This is a genomic window from Mycobacterium sp. NTMscope_MAC_12 (genome assembly GCF_976985675.1).
This window is the reverse complement of sequence record NZ_CDRJYY010000001.1, coordinates 1,145,673-1,167,843: the sequence shown is the minus strand read 5'-3', so window position 1 is coordinate 1,167,843 and position 22,171 is coordinate 1,145,673. Positions and strand designations below refer to the sequence as shown.

Below are 22,171 nucleotides of genomic sequence, written 5' to 3'. Positions count from 1 at the left end.
GCGAGGACTTATGACCCCGCGCTCACCTGGCCCTCAACTGGCGGAAGTGGCCGACAGCGGCAGCGAATCCAGGACGGAGCTGACACGCCGCCCGTAGACGACACCCAGGAAATCGGCGACGGCGTCGGCGGCCAGCCGCGACCGAACCGTCGGGGTGATGTCGAAAGCGTGATGCGCGTTGGCCAGTTCGGCGTGGGCCACCGTGGGGGCGCCGGCCGCGCGCAGCGCCGCGCAGAACGCGCGGGCCTGGCCGCTGGGAACCAGTTCGTCTTTCTCGCCGTGCAGCACGAAGAACGGCGGCGCGTCGGGGTGCACATAGGAAATCGGTGAGGCCGCGGTGAACCGTTCCGGCTCGTCGGCGTAACGGGCCTTCACCACGAACTGCTCCAGGAACGGCAGCATCAGTTCGTGCATGTTCTCGAAGTCGGTGAAATCGTAGACACCGTAATAGGGGGCGACGGCCTGGACGGTGGTGTCGGCGCCCTCGAAACCGGGCTGAAAGTCGGGATCGTTCGGGGTGAGCGCTGCCAGGGAGGCCAGGTGCCCGCCCGCCGACCCGCCCGTGATCGCGATGAAGTCCGGGTCCCCGCCGTAGTCGGCGATGTTCTCCCGGACCCACGCGATCGCCCGCTTGACGTCGATGAGATGCGCGGGGAAAGCACTGCGCGGGCTCTTGCTGTAGTCGATCGACACGCAGATCCAGCCGAGTTGGACCATGCGGCTCATCAGCGTGTAGGCCTGCGGGCGCCTGCCGTTCAGCGCCCACGCCCCGCCGGGCACCTGGATCAGGACCGGTGCCCGGCACCCGGGCGCCAGGTCGTCGCGCCGCCAGATGTCGAGCAGGTTGTCGCGGCCGCGGGGGCCGTAGGAGATGTCGGAAGTCTGTGCCGCATACCGGCGGTGCGGGCCGGGCCTGCCCAACAGGCCACCGCGCGGGGCGCACACCGCCCCCACCGCGGTCGGGTGACATACCTGGTCACGGAAGTCGGGCCCGAAGGATTCCTCGAGCGCGGTGGTGAGGGTCTGATCCGCCCGCTGGGCGGCCAGCGTCTTGCCGACGCGGCCGATCGACGGGTGCGCGACCCGCGACAGCGCGTGACCGGTGACGACGTGCGGGGGAAACTCCGTGAAAAGCCAGCCGGCGAAACAGCCCAGCGCGAACGGGCCTCCCCGTAGCAACAGGGCGCCGGTCTGATAGGCGCCCCTGGCCTCGGCCGCCAGGCGTGATGCTTGGGCATTAGCCCAGGAATAGCGCGAAGTCAGGTTACTGGCCACGCTCATGACTACGTCACCCCTCGACGTCAGGCACACGCCTCGTTGCGGTTAACGGCCGATGGCCGGCCGATGTTGTACGTGTGTCGAGGCCCATCACGATAACCGATAAACGCGGCGGGGGAAGGCTTTTCGCGCGCGTGGCGGCGGGGAATCGGGCCGGCGGGGGCGGTTGGATAGACTGACCTGCGCATTGCCTCCGTAGCTCAGGTGGATAGAGCAAGGGCCTTCTAATCCCTAGGTCGCAGGTTCGAATCCTGCCGGGGGCACAGTTGTGAGGCAAGGTGTGCGGGCGCGCAGGAATCCCGCCATGACATCAGCGCCCGACGTCCGGGCCGCTCCCATTCCTGCAGCGCTGGCGATCAGCAGCCGACCGGGCCGCCGCCGGCCGGGCAGGTGGGTATGTCAATAGGTATGCAGCTCACCGACGTCGTTGAGACGGCGAACGCGAGCAGCAGCGAAAGCAAGACCTTCTTCCCCCTGGTCATAACCGGAGAGCGTACGCCCGGCCGGGATCCCCCACGGCGGTGTCCGCAGAAATAGGCACAAAATTTTCCAGGATCCGCGAGGCTGGCGGCGCTCCTTCGTCCTTGCCCAGGCGGACGTCGAGGGAATCGTGAGCGAAATCTGTTACGCCACTTGCCGTTGTGGCGTCAGCGCTCCGCAACATACCGCCAGACCGCTTCTCGATTTCCGTTCAGCGCCGGAGTGCACGACATGGTGCCGCCGGTCGCGTTCGGCACCGAACACGGCCGTCCGACCGCCGGTCGATTGAGGTAAGCAACGCCGATGCCGAGACCGACCAGCCCGGCCGTGGCGGCAGCGACCAGGAACAGGCGCAGGCATCCGAGCCGCCGATCGTTCGTCCTCTTGTCCGCCGCGGTCCGCATGGGTCGCTCCTAGCGTCGATGCCGAATGGGCGCTCTCGCGAGCTGAGATGAGCGTGCGAAGTCGGCCTTGGCGGAATCTCAATGAATCCTTGGCCGCAGTCCCGCTCCTCCCGCTGCGGCCGACGGGACGGCGCGTCCCGGCGGCCCGCCCAGAATGGCGTAGTGATGCAGGTCACGGCGTTATTCGCAGATGAAATCGCGGCTTACCAGGCGCCGGATAGGACCGGCGGTAATGGCTATTCGGGCCGGCCCGCATACGTCGGGTGCCCGGGCTTAGTCAAAGTGACTATCCAAAGTTCGAGGATTCAGTATTCTTGGAACAGCGTGTCACGACGAGCAGTTGACGCCCTCGGGGAGATCATTAGTTAGGGCGTCTTCTCTTCGAGGGGTTGGCGATATATGGCGTCGAATGACTGGCAGCCGGTAGTCCGCGTCGGGGAGCCGAGGTTCATAGCCGGCGTGGGTAGTCGAATCAAAGTCGAAGTGAAGACGAGGGGTTGGCTGAGCCGAGATTGGCGATGTTACTTCGGATCTCAGGTTTCGCAGCAACAACTTGATGCCCGGTACTCGTCCTATCCTTGCTGGGACGAAGTCCAGCGGATCGAGGGGTCCTGCTCGGAGCATGACGCGGAGCGCTATATCGAAATGATCGATGCCGCAATCCATTACGCCAACATCAAGTTGCGTAGCAATGCCTTGCCGAGGCCCGCCCTGCAGGGGGCGGGCCGGGATCGGCGGGCGTGTGCGGTGCGTGAGCGTCAGGCCGAACTCGATGAGCTAGCTAAGAAGTTGGCGAAACCCGAGTCCTAGTTTGTCGCAAGTCTCCGCGGATGCCGGGCGAACCGGTGACGGCCGCAATCCCCGCCTGCCCCAAAGCTGGCAGGTTATGCGTTTGCGCTGGTCTTTCCGGGGAGCAGACGAAGAGTCCCAAAGTTGCAGATAATGGCTTCATAAACACAGCATTAGTTGTAGATTCCGAATCCCTCGTGCACCCGCAAAGATTGGCGGGTTTGCGCCACTTCGGGCCGCAGATACTGAGGTGAGCCGTGAATGGCGTTCGGCCGGGGAGATGTCCAATAAGAGCGGTGGCCGTTGTTTCCTTGACGACCCATTCCTGCGCACCGTGCTAATCGCGTTCACACCGGCGATCCCACCCAGCCGGGCGCGCAGTACCCTTACCTCGCCCGTCACGCCGCCGCCGGACGAACCGGTGGGTCAGGCCCGGCCGCAACCCAAACCCCAAGCCGGAGGTGCCCGATATGGCCCAGTCCGATCTGGTCTTGCTCGACGTTGACAACCGCGTCGCGCTCATCACCGTCAACGATCCCGACCGCCGCAACGCGGTGACCGCCGAGATGTCGGGGCTGCTGCGCGCGGCCGTCGAACGGGTCGAAGCCGATCCCGACGTGCACGCCGTGGTGGTCACCGGGGCCGGCAAGGCGTTCTGCGCGGGCGCAGACCTCAGTGCCCTGGGGGCCGCGGGCGGCGGAGCGGCCGAGACCGGCCTGCAGCAGCTTTACGACGGCTTTATGGCCATCGGCAGTTGCCGACTCCCCACCATCGCCGCCGTCAACGGCGCGGCCGTCGGGGCAGGCCTGAATCTGGCCCTGGCGGCCGACGTGCGCATCGCCGGACCCGCCGCCCTGTTCGATGCGCGATTCCAGAAGCTGGGGCTTCACCCGGGCGGGGGCGCGACCTGGATGCTGCAGCGCGCGGTGGGCCCACAGGCCGCCCGCGCGGCGTTGCTGTTCGGCATGCGCTTCGACGCCGACGCCGCCGTGCGGCATGGCTTGGCGCTCAGTGTCGCCGACGATCCGGTGGCCGCCGCGCTGGAACTGGCTGCCGGGCCGGCGGCGGCGCCGCGCGAGGTGGTGCTGGCGACCAAGGAGACCATGCGCGCCACCGTCAGTCCGGGGTCGCTGGACCACGAGCAACACCAGCAGGCCATGCGCGCCGAGCTTGGGCCGCAGGTCCACTCGATCCAGTCACCAGAATTCGCGCAGCGGCTCGCCGCGGCGCAACGCAAGTAGGTTGGGGCGCGCGTCACAAATCCAGCAGCGCGATCTCGGGTGACTCGATCAGATCCCTTAACTCGCAGACAAATTGGGCCGCCTGTGCGCCATCGGCGATGCGGTGATCGAACACGCAGGTCAGCGACATCGTCGGGCGCACCACGATCTCGGCGCCCAGGGCCACCGGCCGCGGCTTGATCGCTCCCATCCCGAGGATGGCCGCTTCGGGGTGATTGATCACCGGCACGCCGTCGTCGACACCCAGCGCCCCGAAGTTCGACACGGTGAACGTCGAACCCGTCAGCTCGTTCGGCGTCAGGGTGCCCGCACGCGCGCCGGCGATCAATTCGGCTGCGCGAGCAGCTAATTCGCGTGTCGTCTTGGCGTGGGCGTCGGCCAGCACCGGGACGAGCAGCCCGCGTTGGGTGGCCGCGGCGATGCCCAGGTGCACTCGGTGGTCGACGCGCAGCTGCGGGCCCTGCGGCGAGTCGACCCAGGTCGAGTTCAGAATCTCGTTGTGGCGCAACGCGATGACCAGCAGCCGCAGCGTCAGCACGAAGGGTGTTATTTTCTGATCCTTCGTGCGGAGCCGATCGGACAGCCGCACCAACTCGGTGCAGTCCACCTCGACGGTGACCTTTGCGGGCGGAATCTCCTTGTGCGACAAGGCCATCTTCTCCGCCATCCGGGCCTGCACGCCACGAATCGATCGGACATCGGCCCCGTTCCCGGTCCCGCCGGCCGCCGCCAGCACATCCTCGCGGGTGATGACGGCCCCGGCGCGGTGCGGCAACGACGCCAGGTCGACCATCAATTGTTTGGCGAGTTTGCGCACCGGAGGGGCGGCCAGCGGACGCCCCGTCCGCCGGCTGCTGTCGACGCCGGCATCGGCACCGTAGCCGACCAATGTGGGCGGCGCCGTCGCGGCCGCCGGCGGCTCGCCGCTTCCCGGTGCCGTGTCGATCTGCACCAGCACCGCCCCCACCTTGAGCACATCGCCCTCGGCGCCGTTCATTTCGACGACCCTCCCGGCGTGCGGGCTGGGGATCTCCACCTCGGCCTTGGCGGTCTCCACCGTGCACAACACCTGGTTGAGCTCGACGTCGTCGCCCACCGCGACGTTCCAGTGCGTCACCGTCACTTCTTCGAGCCCCTCGCCGAGGTCGGGGACCCGAAACGGCTTGACCCGCTCTTGCGCGGACGGGCCGGTCATGGCTGTTCCAAAGCGCGCTCGACGCAGTCCAGTAGCCGGTCGGGGCCCGGCAGCCACCACTTCTCCAACCGGGCCGGCGGGTAGGGGGTGTCAAACCCGCACGCGCGCAACACCGGCGCCTCCAGCTCGTAGAACATTTCCTCTTGTATGCGGGCGGCCAGCTCCGCCCCGAACCCGAGGGTGCGCGGGCCCTCGTGCATCACCACGCAGCGCCCGGTCCGGTGGATCGACGCGGCGACGGTGTCGAAGTCCAGGGGCGCCAGTGACCGCAGGTCGATGACCTCCAGGCTCCAACCACGCTGGCGCTGGGCCTCGTCGGCGGCGCCGACGGCCGTGCCGACCAAGCTCCCATAGGTCACCACCGTCACGTCGGTGCCCGGCCGGCGCACCATCGCCCGCCCGATCGGTGGTTCGGGCCGGGTGGCGTCGACCAGGCCGCGGCCCTGGTAGCGCCGCTTCGGCTCCAGGAACATCACCGGGTCCGGGCAGGCGATCGCGTGGCGCAGCAGCCAATACGCGTCGGAGGGGCTGGACGGCACCACCACCTTCAACCCGGCGGTGTGCGCCCAATAGGTCTCGGTGGAATCCGAATGGTGTTCTGCGGCACCGATTCCCCCGAACGACGGGATCCGGACGGTCACCGGCATGTTGATCTGGCCGCGGGTGCGGGTACGGTACTTCGCCAGGTGGCTGACCACTTGGTCGAAGGCCGCGTAGGAAAACCCGTCGAACTGAATCTCGGGCACCGGCACGAAGCCACGCAACGCCAGCCCCACCGCGATCCCGATGATGGCGGACTCCGCCAGCGGCGTGTCAAAGCAACGACTCTCGCCGAACGCCTCGGCCAGTCCCTCGGTCGCGCGGAACACCCCTCCCGCGACCGAGACGTCTTCGCCGAACACCAGCACCCGATCGTCGGCGGCCATCGCGTCGTGCAGGGCGCGGTTGAGCGCCTGCACCATGGTCAACGGCTGCGCACCAAGCGCCACGCTTTCCACTGCCGCGGTGCGTGTTTCGTCATGGCCGGCCGGACGATCAGCGAGCTGAGTCATTGACGCCTCTCAATCACTTCCGTCGAGTTCGGCCCGCAGCTGCTGGCGCTGCGCCTGCAATCCCGGCGTGATATCGGCGTACACCGAGGTGAACACCTCGTCGATGTCGAAATCGGGCGCATCGACCATCGCGTCGCGCAGTTCGGTGCGCATTCGCTGTGCCCGGCCAATGACCCGTTCCTCCAAGCGTTCTGACCACAGGCCCTGGGCCCGCAGATAGGCGCGGTACCGCGGTATCGGGTCCAGCGCCAGCCAGTGATCGACTTCGCCTTGTGTCCGGTACCGGCTGGGGTCGTCGGAGGTGGTGTGCGGGCCCAGGCGGTAGGTGACCGCCTCGATCAACGTCGGGCCGCCGCCGGCGCGGGCGCGGGCGGCGGCCTCGGCCGTCACGGCGTAGCAGGCCAGGACGTCGTTTCCGTCCACCCGAATTCCGGGCATGCCGTAGCCAATCGCCTTGTGCGCCAGCGAGGGTGCGGCGGTCTGCTTGTCGATCGGCGTCGAGATCGCCCACTGGTTGTTCTGCACGAAGAACACGCAGGGCGTGGTGAACACGGCGGCGAAGTTCAGCGCCTCGTGCACATCTCCCGTGCTGGTGGCGCCGTCGCCGAGGAAGGCCAGCGTCACCGAATCTTCGCCCAGCCGTTGGGCGGCCATCGCCGCGCCCACGGCATGCAGGGTCTGGGTGCCGATCGGAATGGAGAACGGGGCGCAGCACTTCTTGGTGAAGTCCAGGCCGCCATGCCAGGTTCCGCGCCACACGGCCCCTACGTGCCCGGGCGGGATGCCGCGCACCAAAAAGGCGCCCAGCTCCCGATATTGGGGAAACAGCCAGTCGGTTTTGCGCAGGCACGCCGCCGCACCGATCTGGGCGGCCTCCTGGCCGCGGCAGGATGCGAAGAGGCCCAGCTCGCCCTGCCGCTTGAGGTTCACGAATTCGGCGTCGAGTTCCCGGGTGATCACCATCATCTCGTAGAGCCAGCTCAGCGTCTCGGCGGGAAGGTCACGGCCGTAACGGCGTTCGGATGTCGGCGAGCCATCGGCGGCGACGAGTTGCACCGGTTCGAGGTCGACCGCCATGGGCATCTGAGACATCTGCGCCACACCGCCTCCCTCGCCGGGCGCCGCGTGGCCCCACGAGCCACAGCGGGTCCCAGCAAACGGTCAGCCGAGACCTACCGCGAGCGGAAGTCGATCGCCAGCTACACGAAAGGCTTCGCTCGCCGCGACACTGGCGTATTCCCCATTATGCCCTCAAATCAGAAGAGACCGCGCTGATTGCGAAGACTGCGGAACGTGTCGCGCTGGGCCGCGCCGGGCGGTGTCGCTGAACAGCCGGGGCCGTCAGTCGGGGACGGCCTCACCCGCCCTGCGCAACGTCATGTGCGCGTGTTTGAGCACCGGCGAGTCGACCATCTGCCCTTCGAACGCGAAGACCCCTCGCTCGCTGCGCGCGGCCGTCAACACTCGTCGCGCCCAGTCCAGCCTGTCCTCACTGGGGCGATACGCCTCGCGCACCACCGGGATCTGGCTGGGGTGGATGCACACGGTCCCGCCGAACCCCAGCGCGACGGCGTCCTCGGCCTCGGTCCGCAAGCCGTCGAGGTCGCGGATATCCAGGTGGACCGCGTCGAGCGCCACCCGGCCGAAGGCGGACGCGGTGAGCAGAGCCGTCGAGCGCACGTGGTGCGCGACATCCCGGTATGTCCCGTCGGCCCAGCGGCTGGAGCTACCGCCGAGCGTGGCAACCAGGTCCTCGGCGCCCCACATCAGCGCCACCGTGCCCTGCGCCGCCGCGATTTCGGTGGCGAACACCGCGCCGCGCGGCGTCTCCAGCAGCGCGATCACGTCGCGCGGGGCCAACGCCTCCACCTGCGCCGCCGATTCGGTCTTGGACAGCATCACCGTCGTGTAGGCGGTCTCGGCGAGGGCCTCGAGGTCGCGGGGGTATTCGTCGGTGTCGGCCGCGTTGATCCGCACCACGGTGCGCTCGGGATCCAGCGGCGTCCCCTGCAACGCCTCGCGGGCGGCGGGCTTGTCCGCCTCGGCCACGCCATCCTCGAGGTCGAGGATCACCACGTCGGCCGCGGCGGCGGCCTTCGCGAAACGTTCGGGCCGGTCGGCCGGGCAGAACAGCCATCCGGGGCCGGCGGCGTGCAGGTTCACTTGGCCTCCTGGTCGGCCGGGCGCTTCTGGACCAGCGTGGTGCGCACGGCGCGCGCGACGACATCGCCGTGCTGATTGCGCCCGGTGTGCTCGAGGGTGACGATGCCCTCGCCGGGCCGGCTCTTCGACTCGCGCTTGGCCGTGCACACGGTTTCGGCGTAGAGGGTGTCGCCGTGGAAGACGGGCTTGGGGAAGGACACCTCGGAGAAGCCGAGGTTGGCCACGATGGTGCCGAGCGTCAGCTGCGACACCGAGAGCCCCACCACCGTGGACAGGGTGAACATGGAGTTCACCAGCCGCTCGCCCCGAAAGCCCGGCTGCTCGGCCGCCCAGGCGGCGTCGAGGTGCAGCGACTGGGTGTTCATGGTCAGCGTGGTGAACAAGACGTTGTCGGCTTCGGTGACCGTGCGGCCGGGCCGGTGCAGGTAGGTGGTGCCGATCTCGAACTCTTCGAACCACAGGCCCCGCTGGACAATGGATTTGCCCGCTTGGTCCGGCGCGCTCACGACAGGCCCAGCGAACGCGCGATGAGCATCAGCTGCACCTCGGTGGTGCCCTCACCGATTTCGAGGATCTTGCTGTCGCGGTAGTGACGCGCCACCGGATACTCGTTCATGAAGCCATACCCTCCGTGGATCTGCGTTGCGTCGCGGGCGTTGTCCATCGCCGCTTCCGACGCGATCATCTTCGCGATGGCCGCCTCCTTCTTGAAGGGCTTGCCCGCCAACATCTTTGCAGCGGCATCGTAGTACGCCGTGCGGGCGACGTGGGCACGCGCTTCCATTCGCGCGATCTTGAAGCTGATCGCCTGGTAGGAGCCGATCGGCTGGCCGAACGACTGGCGTTCCTTGGAATACTTGACGCTCTCGTCGACGCAGCCCTGCGCCGCCCCGGTCGACAGCGCGGCGATCGCGATGCGACCCTCGTCCAGGATCGACAGGAAGTTCGCATAGCCCCGCCCACGCGCGCCGAGCAGGTTCTCCTCCGGGACCCGGGCGTCGGCGAAGCTCAGCGGATGGGTGTCCGACGCGTTCCAGCCCACCTTGCTGTAGACTGGTTCGACGGTGAATCCCGGTGTGCCACTGGGCACGATGATCGTCGAGATCTCCTTTTTGTCCGCCCCGACGGTGCCGGTGACGGCGGTGACGGTGACCAGGGAGGTGATGTTGGTGCCCGAGTTGGTGATGAATTGCTTGCTGCCGTTGATCACCCACTCACCGCCCTCGAGCCGGGCCGTGGTGCGGGTGGCGCCCGCGTCGGAGCCGGCACCGGGCTCGGTGAGCCCGAAGCCCGCCAGCGCCCGGCCGGCGGTCAGGTCCGGCAGCCACGTGCGCTTCTGTTCCTCGGTACCGAACCGGTAGATGGGCATCGAGCCCAGACCCACCCCGGCCTCGAGCGTGATCGCCACCGACTGGTCGACCTTGCCGAGTTCCTCGAGCGCCAGCGCCAGCGCGAAGTAGTCGCCGCCCATGCCGCCGTACTCCTCGGGGAACGGCAGGCCGAACAGGCCCATCTCCCCCATCTTGGCGACGACTTCGTACGGGAAGCTGTGCTCCTCATCGTGTTTGGCCGACACGGGGGCGACGACGGTGCGCGCGAACTCGGCGACGGTGTCGCGAAGGTCTTCGTATTCCTTGGGGAGCGTCCCCGCGGTGATGGATGTGGTCATGTCTCGTCCTTGCTTTCTTCTTCCGGGATCAGCCGGGCCAGCACCTGATCCACGGTCACTTGATCACCCACCGAGACCAGCACCTCCACCTGTCCGGACACCGGTGCGGCCAGCGAGTGTTCCATCTTCATCGCCTCGACGACGACCACGACGTCGCCTTCGGAAACGGCGGTGCCGGAGGGGGTTTGGACGGCGATGACGCTGCCCGGCATCGGACTGAGGATTTCGGCCCGCTGCGCCCCCGCGGCGCGGTGGATCTTGTTCTCCTCGGCCTCGCGCAGGTGCCAGGTGCCGCGCTCGTCGGCGATCCACAGGTGGCGGTCGGCTTCGGCGCATCGGTAGTCGCGGCGCAGGCCGTCGATCACCGCGCTCATTCGTGCGGGTTCGACTTGCACAGCGGCCGAACAGGTTTCCGCGTCGCCGACCTGCACCGTGGCGGCTTCGGGAAGCCCCCACACCGACACGGTCTCGCTGCGCAGCGGGGTGCGCATGTCGGTGCGAACCGGCGCCGCGCTGCCGCCGACGCGCCATCCCGTGGGCGCCGCCCAGGGATTGCCCGCGAAACGGTGGGCCCGGGAGGCGAGAGCCGATTGTCGGTAGAGGCCGGCCGCGGCGAGCACGTCATCAGGGGCCGGCAGCGGCGCGAAGTCCGCCAGCCGCTCATCGAGCAGGGCGGTGTCCAGGTCGCCGGCCCGTACCCGCTCGTCGGCGAGCAGGAACCGCAGGAACTCGATATTGGTCTGCACGCCCAGGATTGCCGTTTGGCTCAGCGCCCGGTCGAGTTTCGCCAGCGCCTCGTCACGGTCGTCCCCGTGCGCGATCACCTTGCTCAGCATCGGGTCGTAGTCGCTGCCGACCAACGTGCCGGGCAGCAGCGACGAGTCGACCCGCACCCCGTCGCCGGAGGGCTCGAAGACCTGCAGCACCCGGCCGCCGGTGGGCAGGAATCCGCGCGCCGGATCCTCGGCGTACACCCGGGCCTCGATCGCGTGCCCGCGCAATTCGATGTCGTCCTGGGCGAACGTGAGCTTCTCGCCGGCGCCGACGCGCAGCTGCCACTCCACCAGGTCCAGCCCGGTGACCGCCTCGGTCACCGGGTGCTCGACCTGCAGGCGGGTGTTCATTTCCATGAAAAAGAACTCTTGCGCACGGTCGGCGGAGACGATGAACTCGACCGTGCCCGCGCCGACGTAGTCGACGCTGCGCGCCGTGCTGCAGGCGGCCGCGCCGATGCGCGCCCGGGTCGCCTCGTCGAGCAACGGCGAGGGCGCCTCCTCGACGACCTTCTGATGGCGCCGTTGCAGGCTGCACTCCCGCTCGCCGAGGTGCACGACGTTGCCGTGCGTGTCGGCGAGCACCTGCACCTCGATGTGCCTGGGGCGCAATACAAACCGTTCCAGAAAGAGCGTGTCGTCGCCGAACGACGAGGCGGCCTCGCGTCGGGCACCCACCAGCGCCTCGCGCAGCTTGGCCGGTTCGTCCACCAGGCGCATGCCCTTGCCGCCGCCGCCCGCCGACGGCTTGATCAAGACCGGGTATCCGACCTCGCCCGCGGCGGCGACCAGGTCGTCGTCGCTCAGTCCTGGTTTGGCCACGCCGGGGACCACCGGGACGTCGAAGGCGGCGACCGCGTTCTTGGCGGTGATCTTGTCGCCCATCACCTGAATCGCCTGCGCGGGAGGCCCCAGGAACACGACACCGGCCCGCTCGCACGCCGCCGCGAAATCGGCGTTCTCGGAGAGGAATCCGTATCCCGGGTGGATCGCCTGAGATCCGGTGCGCACGGCCGCGTCGACGACCTTGTCGATGTTCAGGTAGCTCTCGCGGGCCGCGGCGGGCCCCAGCCGCACCGCGTCGTCGGCCTCGAGGACGTGCCGCGCGCCGGCGTCGGGGTCGCTGTAGACGGCCACCGACCGGATGCCCAGCCGGCGCAGCGTCCGGATCACCCGCACCGCGATCTCGCCGCGGTTGGCCACCAATACTGTCTCGAACATTGCACTCACATCCGGAAGACGCCGTAGGAGACGGGTTCCAACGGTGCTTGGGCGCACACCGAAAGGGCAAGCCCGACAAAGGTTCTCGTATCGGCTGGGTCGATGATCCCGTCGTCCCACAGCCGGGCCGTCGAGTAGTAGGGGTTGCCCTGGTCCTCGTACTGCCCGCGGATGGGCGCCTTGAACGCCTCTTCCTCGTCGGCTGACCACGGTTTGCCCGCCGCACTGAGCTGCTCACCGCGCACGGTGGCCAGCACGGAGGCGGCCTGTTCGCCACCCATCACCGAGATCCGGGCGTTGGGCCACATCCACAGGAATCGCGGCGAATACGCCCGGCCGCACATCGAGTAGTTGCCCGCCCCATAGGATCCGCCGATCACGACGGTCAGTTTGGGCACCCGGGCGCAGGCGACGGCGGTGACCATCTTGGCGCCATGCTTGGCGATGCCGCCGGCCTCGTAGTCCCGGCCGACCATGAACCCGGCGATGTTCTGCAAAAACAGCAGCGGGATCTTTCGCTTGTCGCACAATTCGATGAAATGTGCGCCCTTCAAGGCGGATTCGCTGAACAGCACCCCGTTGTTGGCTACGATCCCTACCGGGTGGCCGTGGATGTGGGCGAACGCGGTCACCAGGGTCTTGCCGTAATTGGCCTTGAATTCGCTGAATTCGCCGCCGTCCACCAGTCGCACGATGACCTCGTGCACGTCGTAGGGCACCCGCGGGTCCGGCGGCACCACGTCGTAGAGCTCCGTCTGCGCGCACCGCGGCGAGACGGGGGGCTGCACCTCCCACGGGCTGGGCTCACGCGGCCCGAAGGTCGCCGCGATCGAGCGGACGATCCGCAACGCGTGCTCGTCGTCGTCGGCGAGGTGGTCGGTGACACCGGAAACCCGCGAGTGCAGGTCGCCGCCGCCGAGGTCCTCGGCCGACACGATCTCGCCCGTCGCCGCCTTGACCAGTGGCGGGCCGCCCAGAAAGATCGTGCCCTGCTCGCGCACGATGACGGCCTCATCGCTCATCGCCGGCACGTAGGCGCCGCCCGCCGTGCACGAACCCAGCACCGCGGCGACTTGCGGAATTCCCTTGGCGCTCATGGTTGCCTGGTTGAAGAAGATGCGGCCGAAGTGCTCCCGGTCCGGAAAGACCTCGTCTTGGCGCGGCAAGAAGGCCCCGCCGGAGTCCACCAGGTAGATGCATGGCAGCCGGTTCTGCAGCGCCACCTCCTGGGCGCGCAGGTGCTTTTTGACCGTCATCGGGTAGTAGGTGCCGCCCTTGACCGTCGCGTCGTTGGCGACGATCACGCACTCGCGCTCCGATACACGGCCGATTCCGGTGATGATGCCGGCCCCGGGAGATTCGTCGTCGTACATGCCGTCGGCGGCCAGCGGTGAGAGCTCCAAGAACGGGCTGCCGGGGTCGAGCAGGCGGTCCACCCGTTCGCGTGGCAACAGTTTCCCGCGGCTGACATGGCGTTCCCGCGCCCGCTCGTTGCCGCCGAGCGCCGCCGCGGCCAGCCGGGCGTTCAGTTCGCCGACCAGCCGGCGGTGCTCATCGGCGAACGACGCCCCGGGAGCCTTCGCGGGCGAGGTCATCACGTTGTCCATCGCCGCAGCAGCCTCCTTGCCCTCGGGCGGTCCAGCTGAGTTAATGCTCATTAACTCGGGGCTTGAGAATACCATTACCGCCGTTGCCGGTCCAGCGGCACCGCACCCGGCGAATAATGCGAGTTAATTGCGAATAACTCGTGCTACGTTGGTGACGATTCATCACACGGAGGTCCGTCATGACAACGCCTGCCTCCGAAGGCCAGGCCGGCGGCGCCGAGGCCCCAAATCGGCGGAGCCAGTTGAAATCCGACCGCCGCCTGCAACTGCTGTCCGCCGCCGAGCGGCTGTTCGCCGAACGCGGATTTCTCGCCGTACGACTGGAAGACATCGGCGCCGCGGCCGGCGTCAGCGGTCCCGCCATCTACCGGCATTTCCCCAACAAGGAATCGCTTCTGGTCGAATTGCTGGTGGGCATCAGCACCCGGCTGCTCGCCGGCGCACGGCAGGTGCGGACCCACAGCTCGGATGCCGCGGCCGCGCTCGACGGCCTGATCGACTTCCATCTCGACTTCGTCCTGACCGAACCGGACCTGATCCGCATCCAGGATCGCGACCTGGCGTACCTGCCCGAACAGGCCGAAAAGCAGGTGCGCAAAGCGCAGCGCCAATACGTCGAGGTCTGGGTGGGGGTGCTGCGCGAGCTGAACCCCGAGCTGGCCGAGGCCGACGCCCGGCTGAGCGCGCACGCCGTGTTCGGCTTGCTGAATTCGACGCCGCACAGCATGAAATCCCCCGACGCGTCGCGCAGCAAGAGCGTGCGCGCCGCACGATCGCGCGCCGTCATGCGGGCGATGACCGTCGCCGCCCTCGCGGCCGGAAATCGGTGCCCCTGAGCTCCCCGTCGCACCGTGAGTAAGCGCTTCAGCGCCCCGCCCAGGTACCCTGCAAGCCATGAGGTGGACATGAACGATTCACGTCCCACCGAGCGGTTTAGTCCATCGCTACCGGGGCCGCAGCAGCCGGGGTACGCCCCGCCCGCCGATCCCGCATACGCCGATCAGACGCCGTATGCCCCCACCTATGGCGGGACGATGTCGCCCTGGGCGCCCACCGCCAACGAGACCAACACGACAAGGCCGCTGCCGGCGTATTGGCAACGGGACGTCCCCGCGTCGGACGACCCGCACTCCCACGGCCTGGCTCCCCCACCGCCCGAAGGGCCGAAATCGCCGCGCTGGCTGTGGGTCGCCGCCGGCGTTGCGGTGCTGCTGGTCGTCGCGCTGGTGATCGCACTGGCGCTCGCCAACGACGCGATCAAGACCCAGACCGCGGTCCCGCCGTTGCCGGCGATGCCGGAAACGACAACGGAGAGCCCCACCCCGTCGGCGCGTAAGTCGCCCACCCTCGTCCCCGCGCCGATACCCCCGACGAGCGGCCCGGAGCTGCCCACCTCGACGACCGGTCCGGCGGCGATGCAAGATGTCGTCTACACGGTCACGGGCGAAGGTCGCGCGATCAGCATCATGTACATCGACACCGGCGACCTCATCCAGACCGAATTCAACGTCGCGCTGCCGTGGAGCAAGCAGGTCAGCCTTGCGAAATCGGCCGTCCACCCGGCCAACGTCACGATCGTCAACATCGGGCACAGCGTCACCTGCACCGTCACCGTCGACGGAGTTCAGGTCAGCAAGCGCGTCGGTGGCGGGCTGACCATCTGCGACGCCAGGGGCTGAGCCCCGCTTCGCGGCGCGGACGTGAATATCGCCGACGCTCGAGGCGGCGACCCGCTTACGAGAGTTCGGTGACCGGCTCGCCGCGCTGCGGAACGCGGACCACGAGCATGGCCAGCAGCCCGGCGATCAAGACCAGTGAAATCCCGCCGAGGCCGGCACGCACGGCGCCGAATACGTCGACGAACACCGAGAACAGCCACGGCGCCAGGAACGCCACCGCCCGACCGGTCATCGTGTAGAGCCCGAACGCGACGCCCTCCCTGCCGTGTTTGGCCATCTGCAGCAGCAGGGCGCGCGACGATGACTGCGTCGGGCCGATGAACATGCACAGCAGCAGCCCACAGACCCAGAAGGCCACCGGTCCGGACGACACCATCAAGGTCAGCCCCAGGGTGATGATCGCGACCAGCGAGGCCACGATGACCGGCTTCGATCCGGCCCGGTGGTCGACGAACCCGCCCAGCACCGCGCCCACCGCGGCGACCACGCAGGCCGCCACCCCGAAAATCAGCACGTCCGCCTGGGAGATGCCGTACACGTTGACGCCGAGGACCGCACCGAAGGCGAAGATCGCCGCCAGCCCGTCGCGGAACAGCGCGCTGGCGACCAGGAAGTACACCAGGTTGCGGTCGCGGCGCCATTCCGCGGAGACCTCCGTCCACAGCTTCCGGTAACCGCCCAACATGCTCGTGGGCTGATACACCTCGGCCGGCTCGCTCAGTCGTTGCGCCACGAACAGCAGCGGCAGCGCGAACACCGCCAGCCAGGCCGCGGCCACCAGCATCGCCTCGCGGACATAAAGCCCGTCCTGCAAGGGAATTCGCAGCAGTCCGCGCGTCGCGCCCGGTCCCGAGCCCGATCCGGAGATGAATCCGGTGTAGATCACCAGCAACAGCAGGACGCTGCCACCGTAGCCGGCCGCCCAGCCGAATCCGGATATCCGCCCGGCCGTCTGCGGCGTCGAAAGCTGGCGCAGCATGGCGTTGTACGGGACGCTGGCCAGGTCGCCGCAGGCCGCCGTCGCCCCCAACAGCACCAGACCCGCCCACAGGTAGCCGGGCCGGTCGCGGATGAAGAACATCAAGCAGGTCAGCGTCACCGCCGCGGCGGTCAGCACGCTCAGGGCCACCCGCCTGCGATGCGGGGACTCCACCCACACGCCCACGGCGGGCGCGAGCACCGCGACGGTCAGCCCGGCGATGGCCGCGGCTCGGCCCAGCCAGCTCGCCGGCGTGGTGCTGCCCCCGATGCCCACCCCGACGCTGCTGGTCAGATACACGGCGAAGACGAACGTGGCCACGATCGCGTTCAGACCGGTCGAGCCGCAGTCCCACAGCGCCCACGCCACCACGCGAGATCGCATGGGCGCGGCGGAACGCAACTCCGGCTGACTCATGCCCGGCACTCTAGCGGCGCCGGCGATCGCCTGCGGATGGCGATTCGCCGGCTGTCTACGATTGGCGCATGCCGATACCCGCTCCAAGCCCTGAGGCGCGCGCCGTTGTCACCGGAGCTTCGCAGAACATCGGTGAAGCGCTCGCCACCGAACTTGCCGCCCGCGGACACAATCTGATCGTCACCGCGCGACGCGAGGATCTGCTGAAGGATCTGGCCGCCCGCCTGACCGACAAGTATCACGTCACCGTCGACGTGCGACCCGCCGATCTGGCCGACCCGGGCGAACGCGCGAAGCTGTGCGACGAGCTGGCCGCCCGCCCCATCTCGATCCTGTGCGCCAACGCGGGCACCGCGACCTTCGGTCCGGTTGCCACGCTCGATCCGGCCGGCGAGAAGGCTCAATTGCAGCTCAATGTCCTAGGGGTGCACGACCTTACGTTGGCGGTGTTGCCCGGCATGGTCGAGCGCAAGGCCGGCGGCATCCTGATTTCCGGTTCGGCGGCCGGCAATTCGCCGATCCCCTACAACGCCACCTACGCCGCCACCAAGGCCTTCGTCAATACCTTCACCGAATCGCTGCGCGGTGAACTGCGCGGGTCCGGGGTCAACGTGACGCTGCTGGCGCCCGGGCCGGTCCGCACCGACCTGCCCGCCGACACCGAGGCGTCGATCGTGGAGCGGCTGGTGCCGGACTTCCTGTGGATCTCGACGGAACACACCGCTCGGGTGTCCCTGGATTCGTTGGGCCGCAACAAAATGCGCGTCGTCCCCGGCCTGACGTCCAAGGCCATGTCCGTGGCGAGCGGCTACGCACCGCGCGCCATCGTCGCACCCATCGTGGGCGCGTTCTACAAAAAGCTCGGCGGCGGGTAGGCGCCGGGCGGGCAAGCCCCGCGAGCGTGACGTGGCTGCGATTTGCGGCCCGGATTTTCGCAACCAGGTTACGCTCGCGACGTACGGCCCCTGCTACTTTCGGCGGCGACGTCCGCCGAACTTTAGCCTGATGATCTCGCGGATTCCCGTGTTTACTGCGCTTTGTACCTCGCGGTCGTGCCAGAGCCTCTCTAGCAAGCTCGGCCCTTTGGGCTCCGCGGGCTCCGGCATCGGCGGGACGGGGTCGTTCGAAGGGACCGGCGGGTAGTCGGACTGGGCCTGCGGCGGTTGCGCTTGCGTACCCGCCGGGCCGGCCTGGGGCTGCGACGGTTGCTCAACCGTCTTGCCGTACTTCTCCTGCAGCGCACTGCCTTTCGCCGCAGCCTCGATCGCGTCGTTGCCGATCGACGCCATCAGCGAGCGCGGCACCCGCATGCGGGTCCACGCGACCGGGGTGGGAGAGCCCTTCTCGGAGAGCACGGTCACGACGGCCTCGCCGATCCCCAGCGACGTCAACGCCGACTCCAGGTCATAGACATCGGTTTTCGGGTAGGTGCGCACGGTCTTGGACAGCGCCTTCTGGTCGTCGGGCGTGAACGCCCGCAGCGCGTGCTGGATCCGGGCGCCCAGCTGGGACAGCACATCGTTGGGCAGGTCGGTGGGCAACTGGGTGCAGAAAAACACCCCGACGCCCTTCGAGCGGATCAACTTGACGGTCTGCTCGACCTGCTCGAGGAAGGCCTTGGACGCGTCGGCGAACAGCAGGTGCGCCTCGTCGAAGAAGAAGACCAGCTTGGGCTTGTCGATGTCGCCCACCTCGTCCAGGACGGTGAACAGGTCGGCCAGCAACCACATCAGAAAGGTGGAGAAGATGACCGGCCGCAACGATTGTCCGCCGAACTCCAGCAGCGAGATGGTGCCGCGGCCCGCATCGACGCGCAGCAGATCGTTCGGGTCGAGCTTCGGCTCGCCGAAGAACGTGTCGCCGCCCTCGCCCTCGAGGTTCACCAGCGCGCGGAGGATGACGCCGGCCGTCGTCGACGACACACCGCCAAGGGATTTCAGATCGGCCTTGCCCTCGTCGCTGGTCAGGTGGGTGATGGCGTCACGCAGGTTGGCCAGGGTGACCAGCTGGTAGTTCTTCTCCTTGGCCCAGTGGAAGATCAGCCCCAGCGTCGACTCCTGAGTAGCGTTGAGCCCCAACACCTTTGACAGCAGGACCGGGCCGAAACTGTCGACGGTGGCCCGCACCGGCACGCCGAGCCCGCCGGTGCCCAACGACAGGAACTCCACCGGGAAGCCCGTCCCGGTCCAGTCGTCTCCCGTGTCGCGGGCACGCGCCGCGGTTTTGTCGTCGCCCTTTCCCGGTGTGGACAGCCCGGACAGGTCGCCCTTCACGTCGGCCATCAGCACGGGCACGCCCGCGGCGCTGAGCTGTTCGGCGATCAGCTGCAGCGTCTTGGTCTTGCCGGTTCCGGTGGCGCCGGCCACCAGCCCGTGCCTGTTCACGGTCGCCAACGGAATGCGGATCTGCGCCGTCGGGTCGGCGGCGCCGTCGACCACGACGGTGCCCAATTCCAGTGCCTGGCCGCCGACCGCGTAGCCGTCCGCGATCCGGCTCGCCGGTGTCGCCGCTGAATCGGTGCTCATCGTGCTGCGCCCCTCTTCCCCAGTGATTCGGCATGCAGTTCGACAACGCTCACCCTACTTTGCGGGCGGATCCGGGGGCGAGGGCCAGCACGGACGTCGTATGCGCCCGTTAGTGTGAGCCCTGTGCGCGACGAATTGGTGTGGATCGACTGCGAGATGACCGGGCTCGATCTCGGTTCGGACAAGCTGATCGAGATCGCGGCGCTGGTCACCGACGCCGAGCTGAACATCCTCGGCGACGGTGTGGACGTGGTGATCCACGCCGACGACGCCGCCCTCGCGGCGATGGGTGACGTGGTGACCGAAATGCACTCGCGCTCCGGGCTGATCGACGAGGTGCGGGCATCCGCCGTCGACCTGGCGACCGCCGAGGCGATGGTGCTGGACTACATCGGCCAACACGTCAAGCAACCCAAGACGGCGCCGCTGGCCGGAAACTCGATCGCCACCGATCGCGCGTTCATCGTGCGCGACATGCCCGCTCTGGACACGTTCCTGCACTACCGCATGATCGATGTGAGTTCGATCAAAGAGCTCTGCCGGCGCTGGTATCCGCGGATCTACTTCGGTCAGCCCGCCAAGGGGCTCGCCCACCGCGCACTTGCCGACATCCATGAATCGATCCGCGAATTGCAGTTCTATCGGCGCACCGCCTTCGTCTCCCCACCGGGCCCGTCTACCAGCGAAATCGAGGCGGTGGTCGCCGACCTGGACGGCGGAGATGACGCACCGGAACCCAGTGATTCGGCCAGCGCCCCGCCGAGCCGCTAGTATCTACAGTCGCTGCGCGTGCAGGCCTGCGGTCGGCACACAGCCATGGTGGGTGTAGTTCAGTTGGTAGAGCGTCAGGTTGTGATCCTGAATGTCGCGGGTTCGAGTCCCGTCACTCACCCCACTGGTCAGGGAGCATCGTTGCTCCCTGACCTTTTACGGTGGTAGCGACTCCGCGCGCCGCTGTTGCACCCGTGAGTGGAAAGCAGTGAAGAGACAACGTCCCGCCTCGCCCACGATGCGGCCCGCCGTCGCGGCCGTCGCGCTGTTTCTCGCGGGCTGCGGAGGGTCGAGCCACACGTCGACGACGGTCATATCGACCCCGCCGGCGGAGACGAAAACGGTGACGAAGACCGTCGCCCCGCCACCCCCGCCCGGACCGAAGACGTCGATCGAGGCCAACGGCACCTACATCGTCAACAAGGACATCGCGGCGGGCACCTATCGCACCGACGGCGGCAAATACGGCTGCTATTGGGCGAGGCTGCGCAGTTTCGACACGAACGACATCATCGACAACAACGTCGGCGACGGCCCCCAGGTGGTTCGGATCTTGCCGACCGATACCGCGTTCATGACCAGAAGCTGCGGGAGCTGGCACAAGATCGACTGACCGGACCGGTCAGGTGTTGGCGTTGCCCGCTTTCCACTCCGGCCACGGGATGTTCCAGTCACCGAGCCCCTCGGTGCCCGGCAACGTCGGGCCCACCGTGTGCACAACCTCGACGATGTCGCCGCTCTTGCTGTGGTCGTAGAACCATTCGGCGTTGCTGGGACTGACGTTCAGGCATCCGTGGCTGGTGTTGGTGTGGCCCTGGGCGCCGACCGACCACGGCGCCGAGTGCACAAAGACTCCGCTGTAGGACATCTGGGTGGCCCAGTCGACTTCGGTGCGATATCCGTTGGGCGAGTTGACCGGAACCCCATAGGTCGACGAATCCATGATCATGTGCTTGAACCGCGCGCCGACGATGTAGACGCCGTTGGCCGTTGGCGTGCTGTCCTTGCCCATCGACGTCGGCATGGTCTTGACGACTTCACCGTTGACCCGCACGGTCACCGTTTTCGTGGTGTCGTCGGCGGTCGAAATCACCTCGTCGCCAATGGTGAAGTGCGTCTTGACGTTGTCCTCACCGAACATCCCGTCGCCCAGGTCCACCCCGTAGGTGTTGACGGCCACGTCGATGGCCGTTCCTGACTTCCAGAAATGTTCTGGGCGCCAACGTACTTCGCGATTGTTGAGCCAGTAGAACGCGCCCTCCACCGGCGGGTTCGTGGTGATGGTGATGGCCTTCTGGGCCGCCGCCCGGTCCGCGATGTTCTCATCGAAGCGGATCGCCACCGGCTCGCCGATGCCCACCACATCGCCGTCGACCGGACTGACGTACGGCATGGTCAGGTGGGCGGGTGAACTGGTCGCGAAGGTCATCTGCTTGCTGGCCGCACCGCCCAGCCCGGTCGCCTTGACGTTCAGCGTGTAGCGCCTGTTGTAGCCGAGCTGCTCGGTGTTGGACCAGCGCAGGCCGTCGGGGCTCAACTTCCCGCTGATCGACCTGCCGTTTTCGTTGACCATGGTGACCGACGCGAGCACGCCGTCGGCGACGCTCACCGTCACCGGCGCATCCACCGTCACGCCGACGGCGCCGTCGGACACCGAGGAGGTGAGCTTGGGGACCAGCAGATCGGCAAACGGAGTGCCCTTGTCGAAGATGACCTTCGCCGGCGCGGCCGCGTGGTTGCCACCGCACGCGACGGCAAACACGGCAACGGTGGCGATCGTGGCTGCCAGGCACGATCGGCGTCCACGCAAAGACGTCATCCAGTGACCTTCCATTCAATTCTCGAAGTCGGTCACCGCTGACCTAGCTGCAGGCATTCTAAAGGGTTTTGCCGACACCACATGCTCACACCGGCCCGGGCGCCCATTC

21 protein-coding genes and 2 tRNA genes are annotated in these 22,171 nt (G+C 67.8%); 9 read left to right on the top strand and 14 right to left on the bottom strand.

What is annotated here, in order from left to right:
* Positions 1–33: 33 nt before the first annotated feature.
* Complete coding sequence (gene lipQ / locus AC0KS4_RS05565) at positions 34–1,281, bottom strand: esterase LipQ (RefSeq protein ID WP_238957503.1); 1,248 nt, start codon at positions 1,279–1,281, stop codon at positions 34–36.
* 186 nt (positions 1,282–1,467) lie between these two features.
* On the opposite strand from lipQ, the gene AC0KS4_RS05560 reads away from it, so the two are divergent.
* A tRNA-Arg gene (locus AC0KS4_RS05560) sits at positions 1,468–1,541 on the top strand.
* 93 nt (positions 1,542–1,634) lie between these two features.
* Here AC0KS4_RS05560 and AC0KS4_RS05555 read toward each other — a convergent pair.
* Positions 1,635–1,760 carry a hypothetical protein gene (locus AC0KS4_RS05555; protein ID WP_255641443.1) on the bottom strand — a complete coding sequence of 42 codons (126 nt, stop codon included), beginning with the start codon at positions 1,758–1,760 and terminating at the stop codon, positions 1,635–1,637.
* 165 nt (positions 1,761–1,925) lie between these two features.
* The gene (locus AC0KS4_RS05550; protein WP_225327072.1) at positions 1,926–2,162 is read right to left on the bottom strand and encodes a hypothetical protein; all 237 of its coding nucleotides are present in this window, start codon (positions 2,160–2,162) and stop codon (positions 1,926–1,928) included.
* A gap of 399 nt (positions 2,163–2,561) precedes the next feature.
* On the opposite strand from AC0KS4_RS05550, the gene AC0KS4_RS05545 reads away from it, so the two are divergent.
* Both AC0KS4_RS05545 and AC0KS4_RS05540 read left to right on the top strand, forming a co-directional pair.
* Entirely contained in the window at positions 2,562–2,972 is a 411-nt protein-coding gene (locus AC0KS4_RS05545; RefSeq protein ID WP_225327071.1) for a hypothetical protein, read from the top strand.
* 449 nt (positions 2,973–3,421) lie between these two features.
* A complete protein-coding gene (locus tag AC0KS4_RS05540) occupies positions 3,422–4,192 on the top strand; it encodes an enoyl-CoA hydratase (RefSeq protein WP_225327070.1) in 771 nt (256 codons plus the stop codon).
* Between the two features lie 13 nt (positions 4,193–4,205).
* Here AC0KS4_RS05540 and AC0KS4_RS05535 read toward each other — a convergent pair whose 3' ends face one another.
* The 8 genes from AC0KS4_RS05535 to AC0KS4_RS05500 form a co-directional block, all read right to left on the bottom strand.
* Positions 4,206–5,387: a dihydrolipoamide acetyltransferase family protein gene (locus tag AC0KS4_RS05535; protein WP_238957502.1), complete on the bottom strand. Its 1,182-nt coding sequence runs from the start codon at positions 5,385–5,387 to the stop codon at positions 4,206–4,208.
* The gene (gene bkdB / locus AC0KS4_RS05530) at positions 5,384–6,439 is read right to left on the bottom strand and encodes an alpha-ketoacid dehydrogenase subunit beta (protein WP_238957501.1); all 1,056 of its coding nucleotides are present in this window, start codon (positions 6,437–6,439) and stop codon (positions 5,384–5,386) included. The genes AC0KS4_RS05535 and bkdB overlap by 4 nt, the downstream gene beginning before the upstream one ends.
* A 9-nt stretch (positions 6,440–6,448) precedes the next feature.
* A complete protein-coding gene (pdhA, locus tag AC0KS4_RS05525; RefSeq protein WP_225327167.1) occupies positions 6,449–7,531 on the bottom strand; it encodes a pyruvate dehydrogenase (acetyl-transferring) E1 component subunit alpha in 1,083 nt (360 codons plus the stop codon).
* A 249-nt stretch (positions 7,532–7,780) separates the two neighbouring features.
* Positions 7,781–8,602, bottom strand: a complete 822-nt coding sequence (locus AC0KS4_RS05520; protein ID WP_238957500.1) for an HpcH/HpaI aldolase/citrate lyase family protein — start codon at positions 8,600–8,602, stop codon at positions 7,781–7,783.
* Entirely contained in the window at positions 8,599–9,108 is a 510-nt protein-coding gene (locus AC0KS4_RS05515) for a MaoC family dehydratase (protein ID WP_238957499.1), read from the bottom strand. The genes AC0KS4_RS05520 and AC0KS4_RS05515 overlap by 4 nt, the downstream gene beginning before the upstream one ends.
* Entirely contained in the window at positions 9,105–10,271 is a 1,167-nt protein-coding gene (locus AC0KS4_RS05510; RefSeq protein ID WP_238957498.1) for an acyl-CoA dehydrogenase family protein, read from the bottom strand. Before AC0KS4_RS05510 ends, AC0KS4_RS05515 begins: the two co-directional genes overlap by 4 nt.
* Positions 10,268–12,265 carry an acetyl-CoA carboxylase biotin carboxylase subunit gene (locus AC0KS4_RS05505; protein WP_238957497.1) on the bottom strand — a complete coding sequence of 666 codons (1,998 nt, stop codon included), beginning with the start codon at positions 12,263–12,265 and terminating at the stop codon, positions 10,268–10,270. Before AC0KS4_RS05505 ends, AC0KS4_RS05510 begins: the two co-directional genes overlap by 4 nt.
* A gap of 5 nt (positions 12,266–12,270) precedes the next feature.
* Positions 12,271–13,860, bottom strand: coding sequence for a carboxyl transferase domain-containing protein (locus AC0KS4_RS05500; RefSeq protein WP_225327166.1), 1,590 nt, complete (start codon positions 13,858–13,860; stop codon positions 12,271–12,273).
* A 191-nt stretch (positions 13,861–14,051) separates the two neighbouring features.
* Here AC0KS4_RS05500 and AC0KS4_RS05495 point away from each other — a divergent pair, with 191 nt between their 5' ends.
* Together AC0KS4_RS05495 and AC0KS4_RS05490 are read left to right on the top strand one after the other, a co-directional pair.
* Entirely contained in the window at positions 14,052–14,708 is a 657-nt protein-coding gene (locus AC0KS4_RS05495; RefSeq protein ID WP_225327063.1) for an SACE_7040 family transcriptional regulator, read from the top strand.
* Positions 14,709–14,771: 63 nt separating this feature from the next.
* Positions 14,772–15,551: an MmpS family transport accessory protein gene (locus tag AC0KS4_RS05490; RefSeq protein WP_238957496.1), complete on the top strand. Its 780-nt coding sequence runs from the start codon at positions 14,772–14,774 to the stop codon at positions 15,549–15,551.
* A gap of 55 nt (positions 15,552–15,606) precedes the next feature.
* Here the strand turns inward: AC0KS4_RS05490 and AC0KS4_RS05485 are convergent, their stop codons facing one another.
* The gene (locus AC0KS4_RS05485) at positions 15,607–16,947 is read right to left on the bottom strand and encodes an MFS transporter (protein WP_225327061.1); all 1,341 of its coding nucleotides are present in this window, start codon (positions 16,945–16,947) and stop codon (positions 15,607–15,609) included.
* Between the two features lie 68 nt (positions 16,948–17,015).
* On the opposite strand from AC0KS4_RS05485, the gene cmrA reads away from it, so the two are divergent.
* Complete coding sequence (gene cmrA, locus AC0KS4_RS05480; RefSeq protein WP_225327060.1) at positions 17,016–17,822, top strand: mycolate reductase; 807 nt, start codon at positions 17,016–17,018, stop codon at positions 17,820–17,822.
* A gap of 93 nt (positions 17,823–17,915) precedes the next feature.
* On the opposite strand, the gene AC0KS4_RS05475 is transcribed toward cmrA, so the two are convergent.
* Positions 17,916–19,472: a helicase HerA-like domain-containing protein gene (locus tag AC0KS4_RS05475; RefSeq protein ID WP_238957495.1), complete on the bottom strand. Its 1,557-nt coding sequence runs from the start codon at positions 19,470–19,472 to the stop codon at positions 17,916–17,918.
* 123 nt (positions 19,473–19,595) lie between these two features.
* Here AC0KS4_RS05475 and orn point away from each other — a divergent pair, with 123 nt between their 5' ends.
* The 3 genes from orn to AC0KS4_RS05460 all read left to right on the top strand — a co-directional run bounded on the left by orn (position 19,596) and on the right by AC0KS4_RS05460 (position 20,856).
* Positions 19,596–20,243 carry an oligoribonuclease gene (gene orn / locus AC0KS4_RS05470; RefSeq protein WP_225327058.1) on the top strand — a complete coding sequence of 216 codons (648 nt, stop codon included), beginning with the start codon at positions 19,596–19,598 and terminating at the stop codon, positions 20,241–20,243.
* A 48-nt stretch (positions 20,244–20,291) separates the two neighbouring features.
* Positions 20,292–20,367 (top strand) — tRNA-His (locus AC0KS4_RS05465).
* A 114-nt stretch (positions 20,368–20,481) separates the two neighbouring features.
* Entirely contained in the window at positions 20,482–20,856 is a 375-nt protein-coding gene (locus tag AC0KS4_RS05460) for a hypothetical protein (RefSeq protein WP_238958004.1), read from the top strand.
* A gap of 9 nt (positions 20,857–20,865) precedes the next feature.
* On the opposite strand, the gene AC0KS4_RS05455 is transcribed toward AC0KS4_RS05460, so the two are convergent.
* Complete coding sequence (locus AC0KS4_RS05455; RefSeq protein ID WP_225327057.1) at positions 20,866–22,077, bottom strand: L,D-transpeptidase; 1,212 nt, start codon at positions 22,075–22,077, stop codon at positions 20,866–20,868.
* Positions 22,078–22,171 lie beyond the last annotated feature (94 nt).

Coding starts and splice junctions, on each gene's coding strand:
- AC0KS4_RS05500 (WP_225327166.1), bottom strand. CDS start 13,860: ATGACCTCGCCCGCGAAGGCTCCCGGGGCGTCGTTCGCCGATGAGCAC.
- AC0KS4_RS05540 (WP_225327070.1), top strand. CDS start 3,422: ATGGCCCAGTCCGATCTGGTCTTGCTCGACGTTGACAACCGCGTCGCG.
- AC0KS4_RS05535 (WP_238957502.1), bottom strand. CDS start 5,387: ATGACCGGCCCGTCCGCGCAAGAGCGGGTCAAGCCGTTTCGGGTCCCC.
- AC0KS4_RS05495 (WP_225327063.1), top strand. CDS start 14,052: ATGACAACGCCTGCCTCCGAAGGCCAGGCCGGCGGCGCCGAGGCCCCA.
- pdhA (WP_225327167.1), bottom strand. CDS start 7,531: ATGTCTCAGATGCCCATGGCGGTCGACCTCGAACCGGTGCAACTCGTC.
- AC0KS4_RS05545 (WP_225327071.1), top strand. CDS start 2,562: ATGGCGTCGAATGACTGGCAGCCGGTAGTCCGCGTCGGGGAGCCGAGG.
- AC0KS4_RS05510 (WP_238957498.1), bottom strand. CDS start 10,271: ATGACCACATCCATCACCGCGGGGACGCTCCCCAAGGAATACGAAGAC.
- AC0KS4_RS05455 (WP_225327057.1), bottom strand. CDS start 22,077: ATGGAAGGTCACTGGATGACGTCTTTGCGTGGACGCCGATCGTGCCTG.
- AC0KS4_RS05475 (WP_238957495.1), bottom strand. CDS start 19,472: ATGAGCACCGATTCAGCGGCGACACCGGCGAGCCGGATCGCGGACGGC.
- bkdB (WP_238957501.1), bottom strand. CDS start 6,439: ATGACTCAGCTCGCTGATCGTCCGGCCGGCCATGACGAAACACGCACC.
- AC0KS4_RS05460 (WP_238958004.1), top strand. CDS start 20,482: ATGCGGCCCGCCGTCGCGGCCGTCGCGCTGTTTCTCGCGGGCTGCGGA.
- AC0KS4_RS05505 (WP_238957497.1), bottom strand. CDS start 12,265: ATGTTCGAGACAGTATTGGTGGCCAACCGCGGCGAGATCGCGGTGCGG.
- lipQ (WP_238957503.1), bottom strand. CDS start 1,281: ATGAGCGTGGCCAGTAACCTGACTTCGCGCTATTCCTGGGCTAATGCC.
- AC0KS4_RS05555 (WP_255641443.1), bottom strand. CDS start 1,760: ATGACCAGGGGGAAGAAGGTCTTGCTTTCGCTGCTGCTCGCGTTCGCC.
- cmrA (WP_225327060.1), top strand. CDS start 17,016: ATGCCGATACCCGCTCCAAGCCCTGAGGCGCGCGCCGTTGTCACCGGA.
- AC0KS4_RS05550 (WP_225327072.1), bottom strand. CDS start 2,162: ATGCGGACCGCGGCGGACAAGAGGACGAACGATCGGCGGCTCGGATGC.
- AC0KS4_RS05485 (WP_225327061.1), bottom strand. CDS start 16,947: ATGAGTCAGCCGGAGTTGCGTTCCGCCGCGCCCATGCGATCTCGCGTG.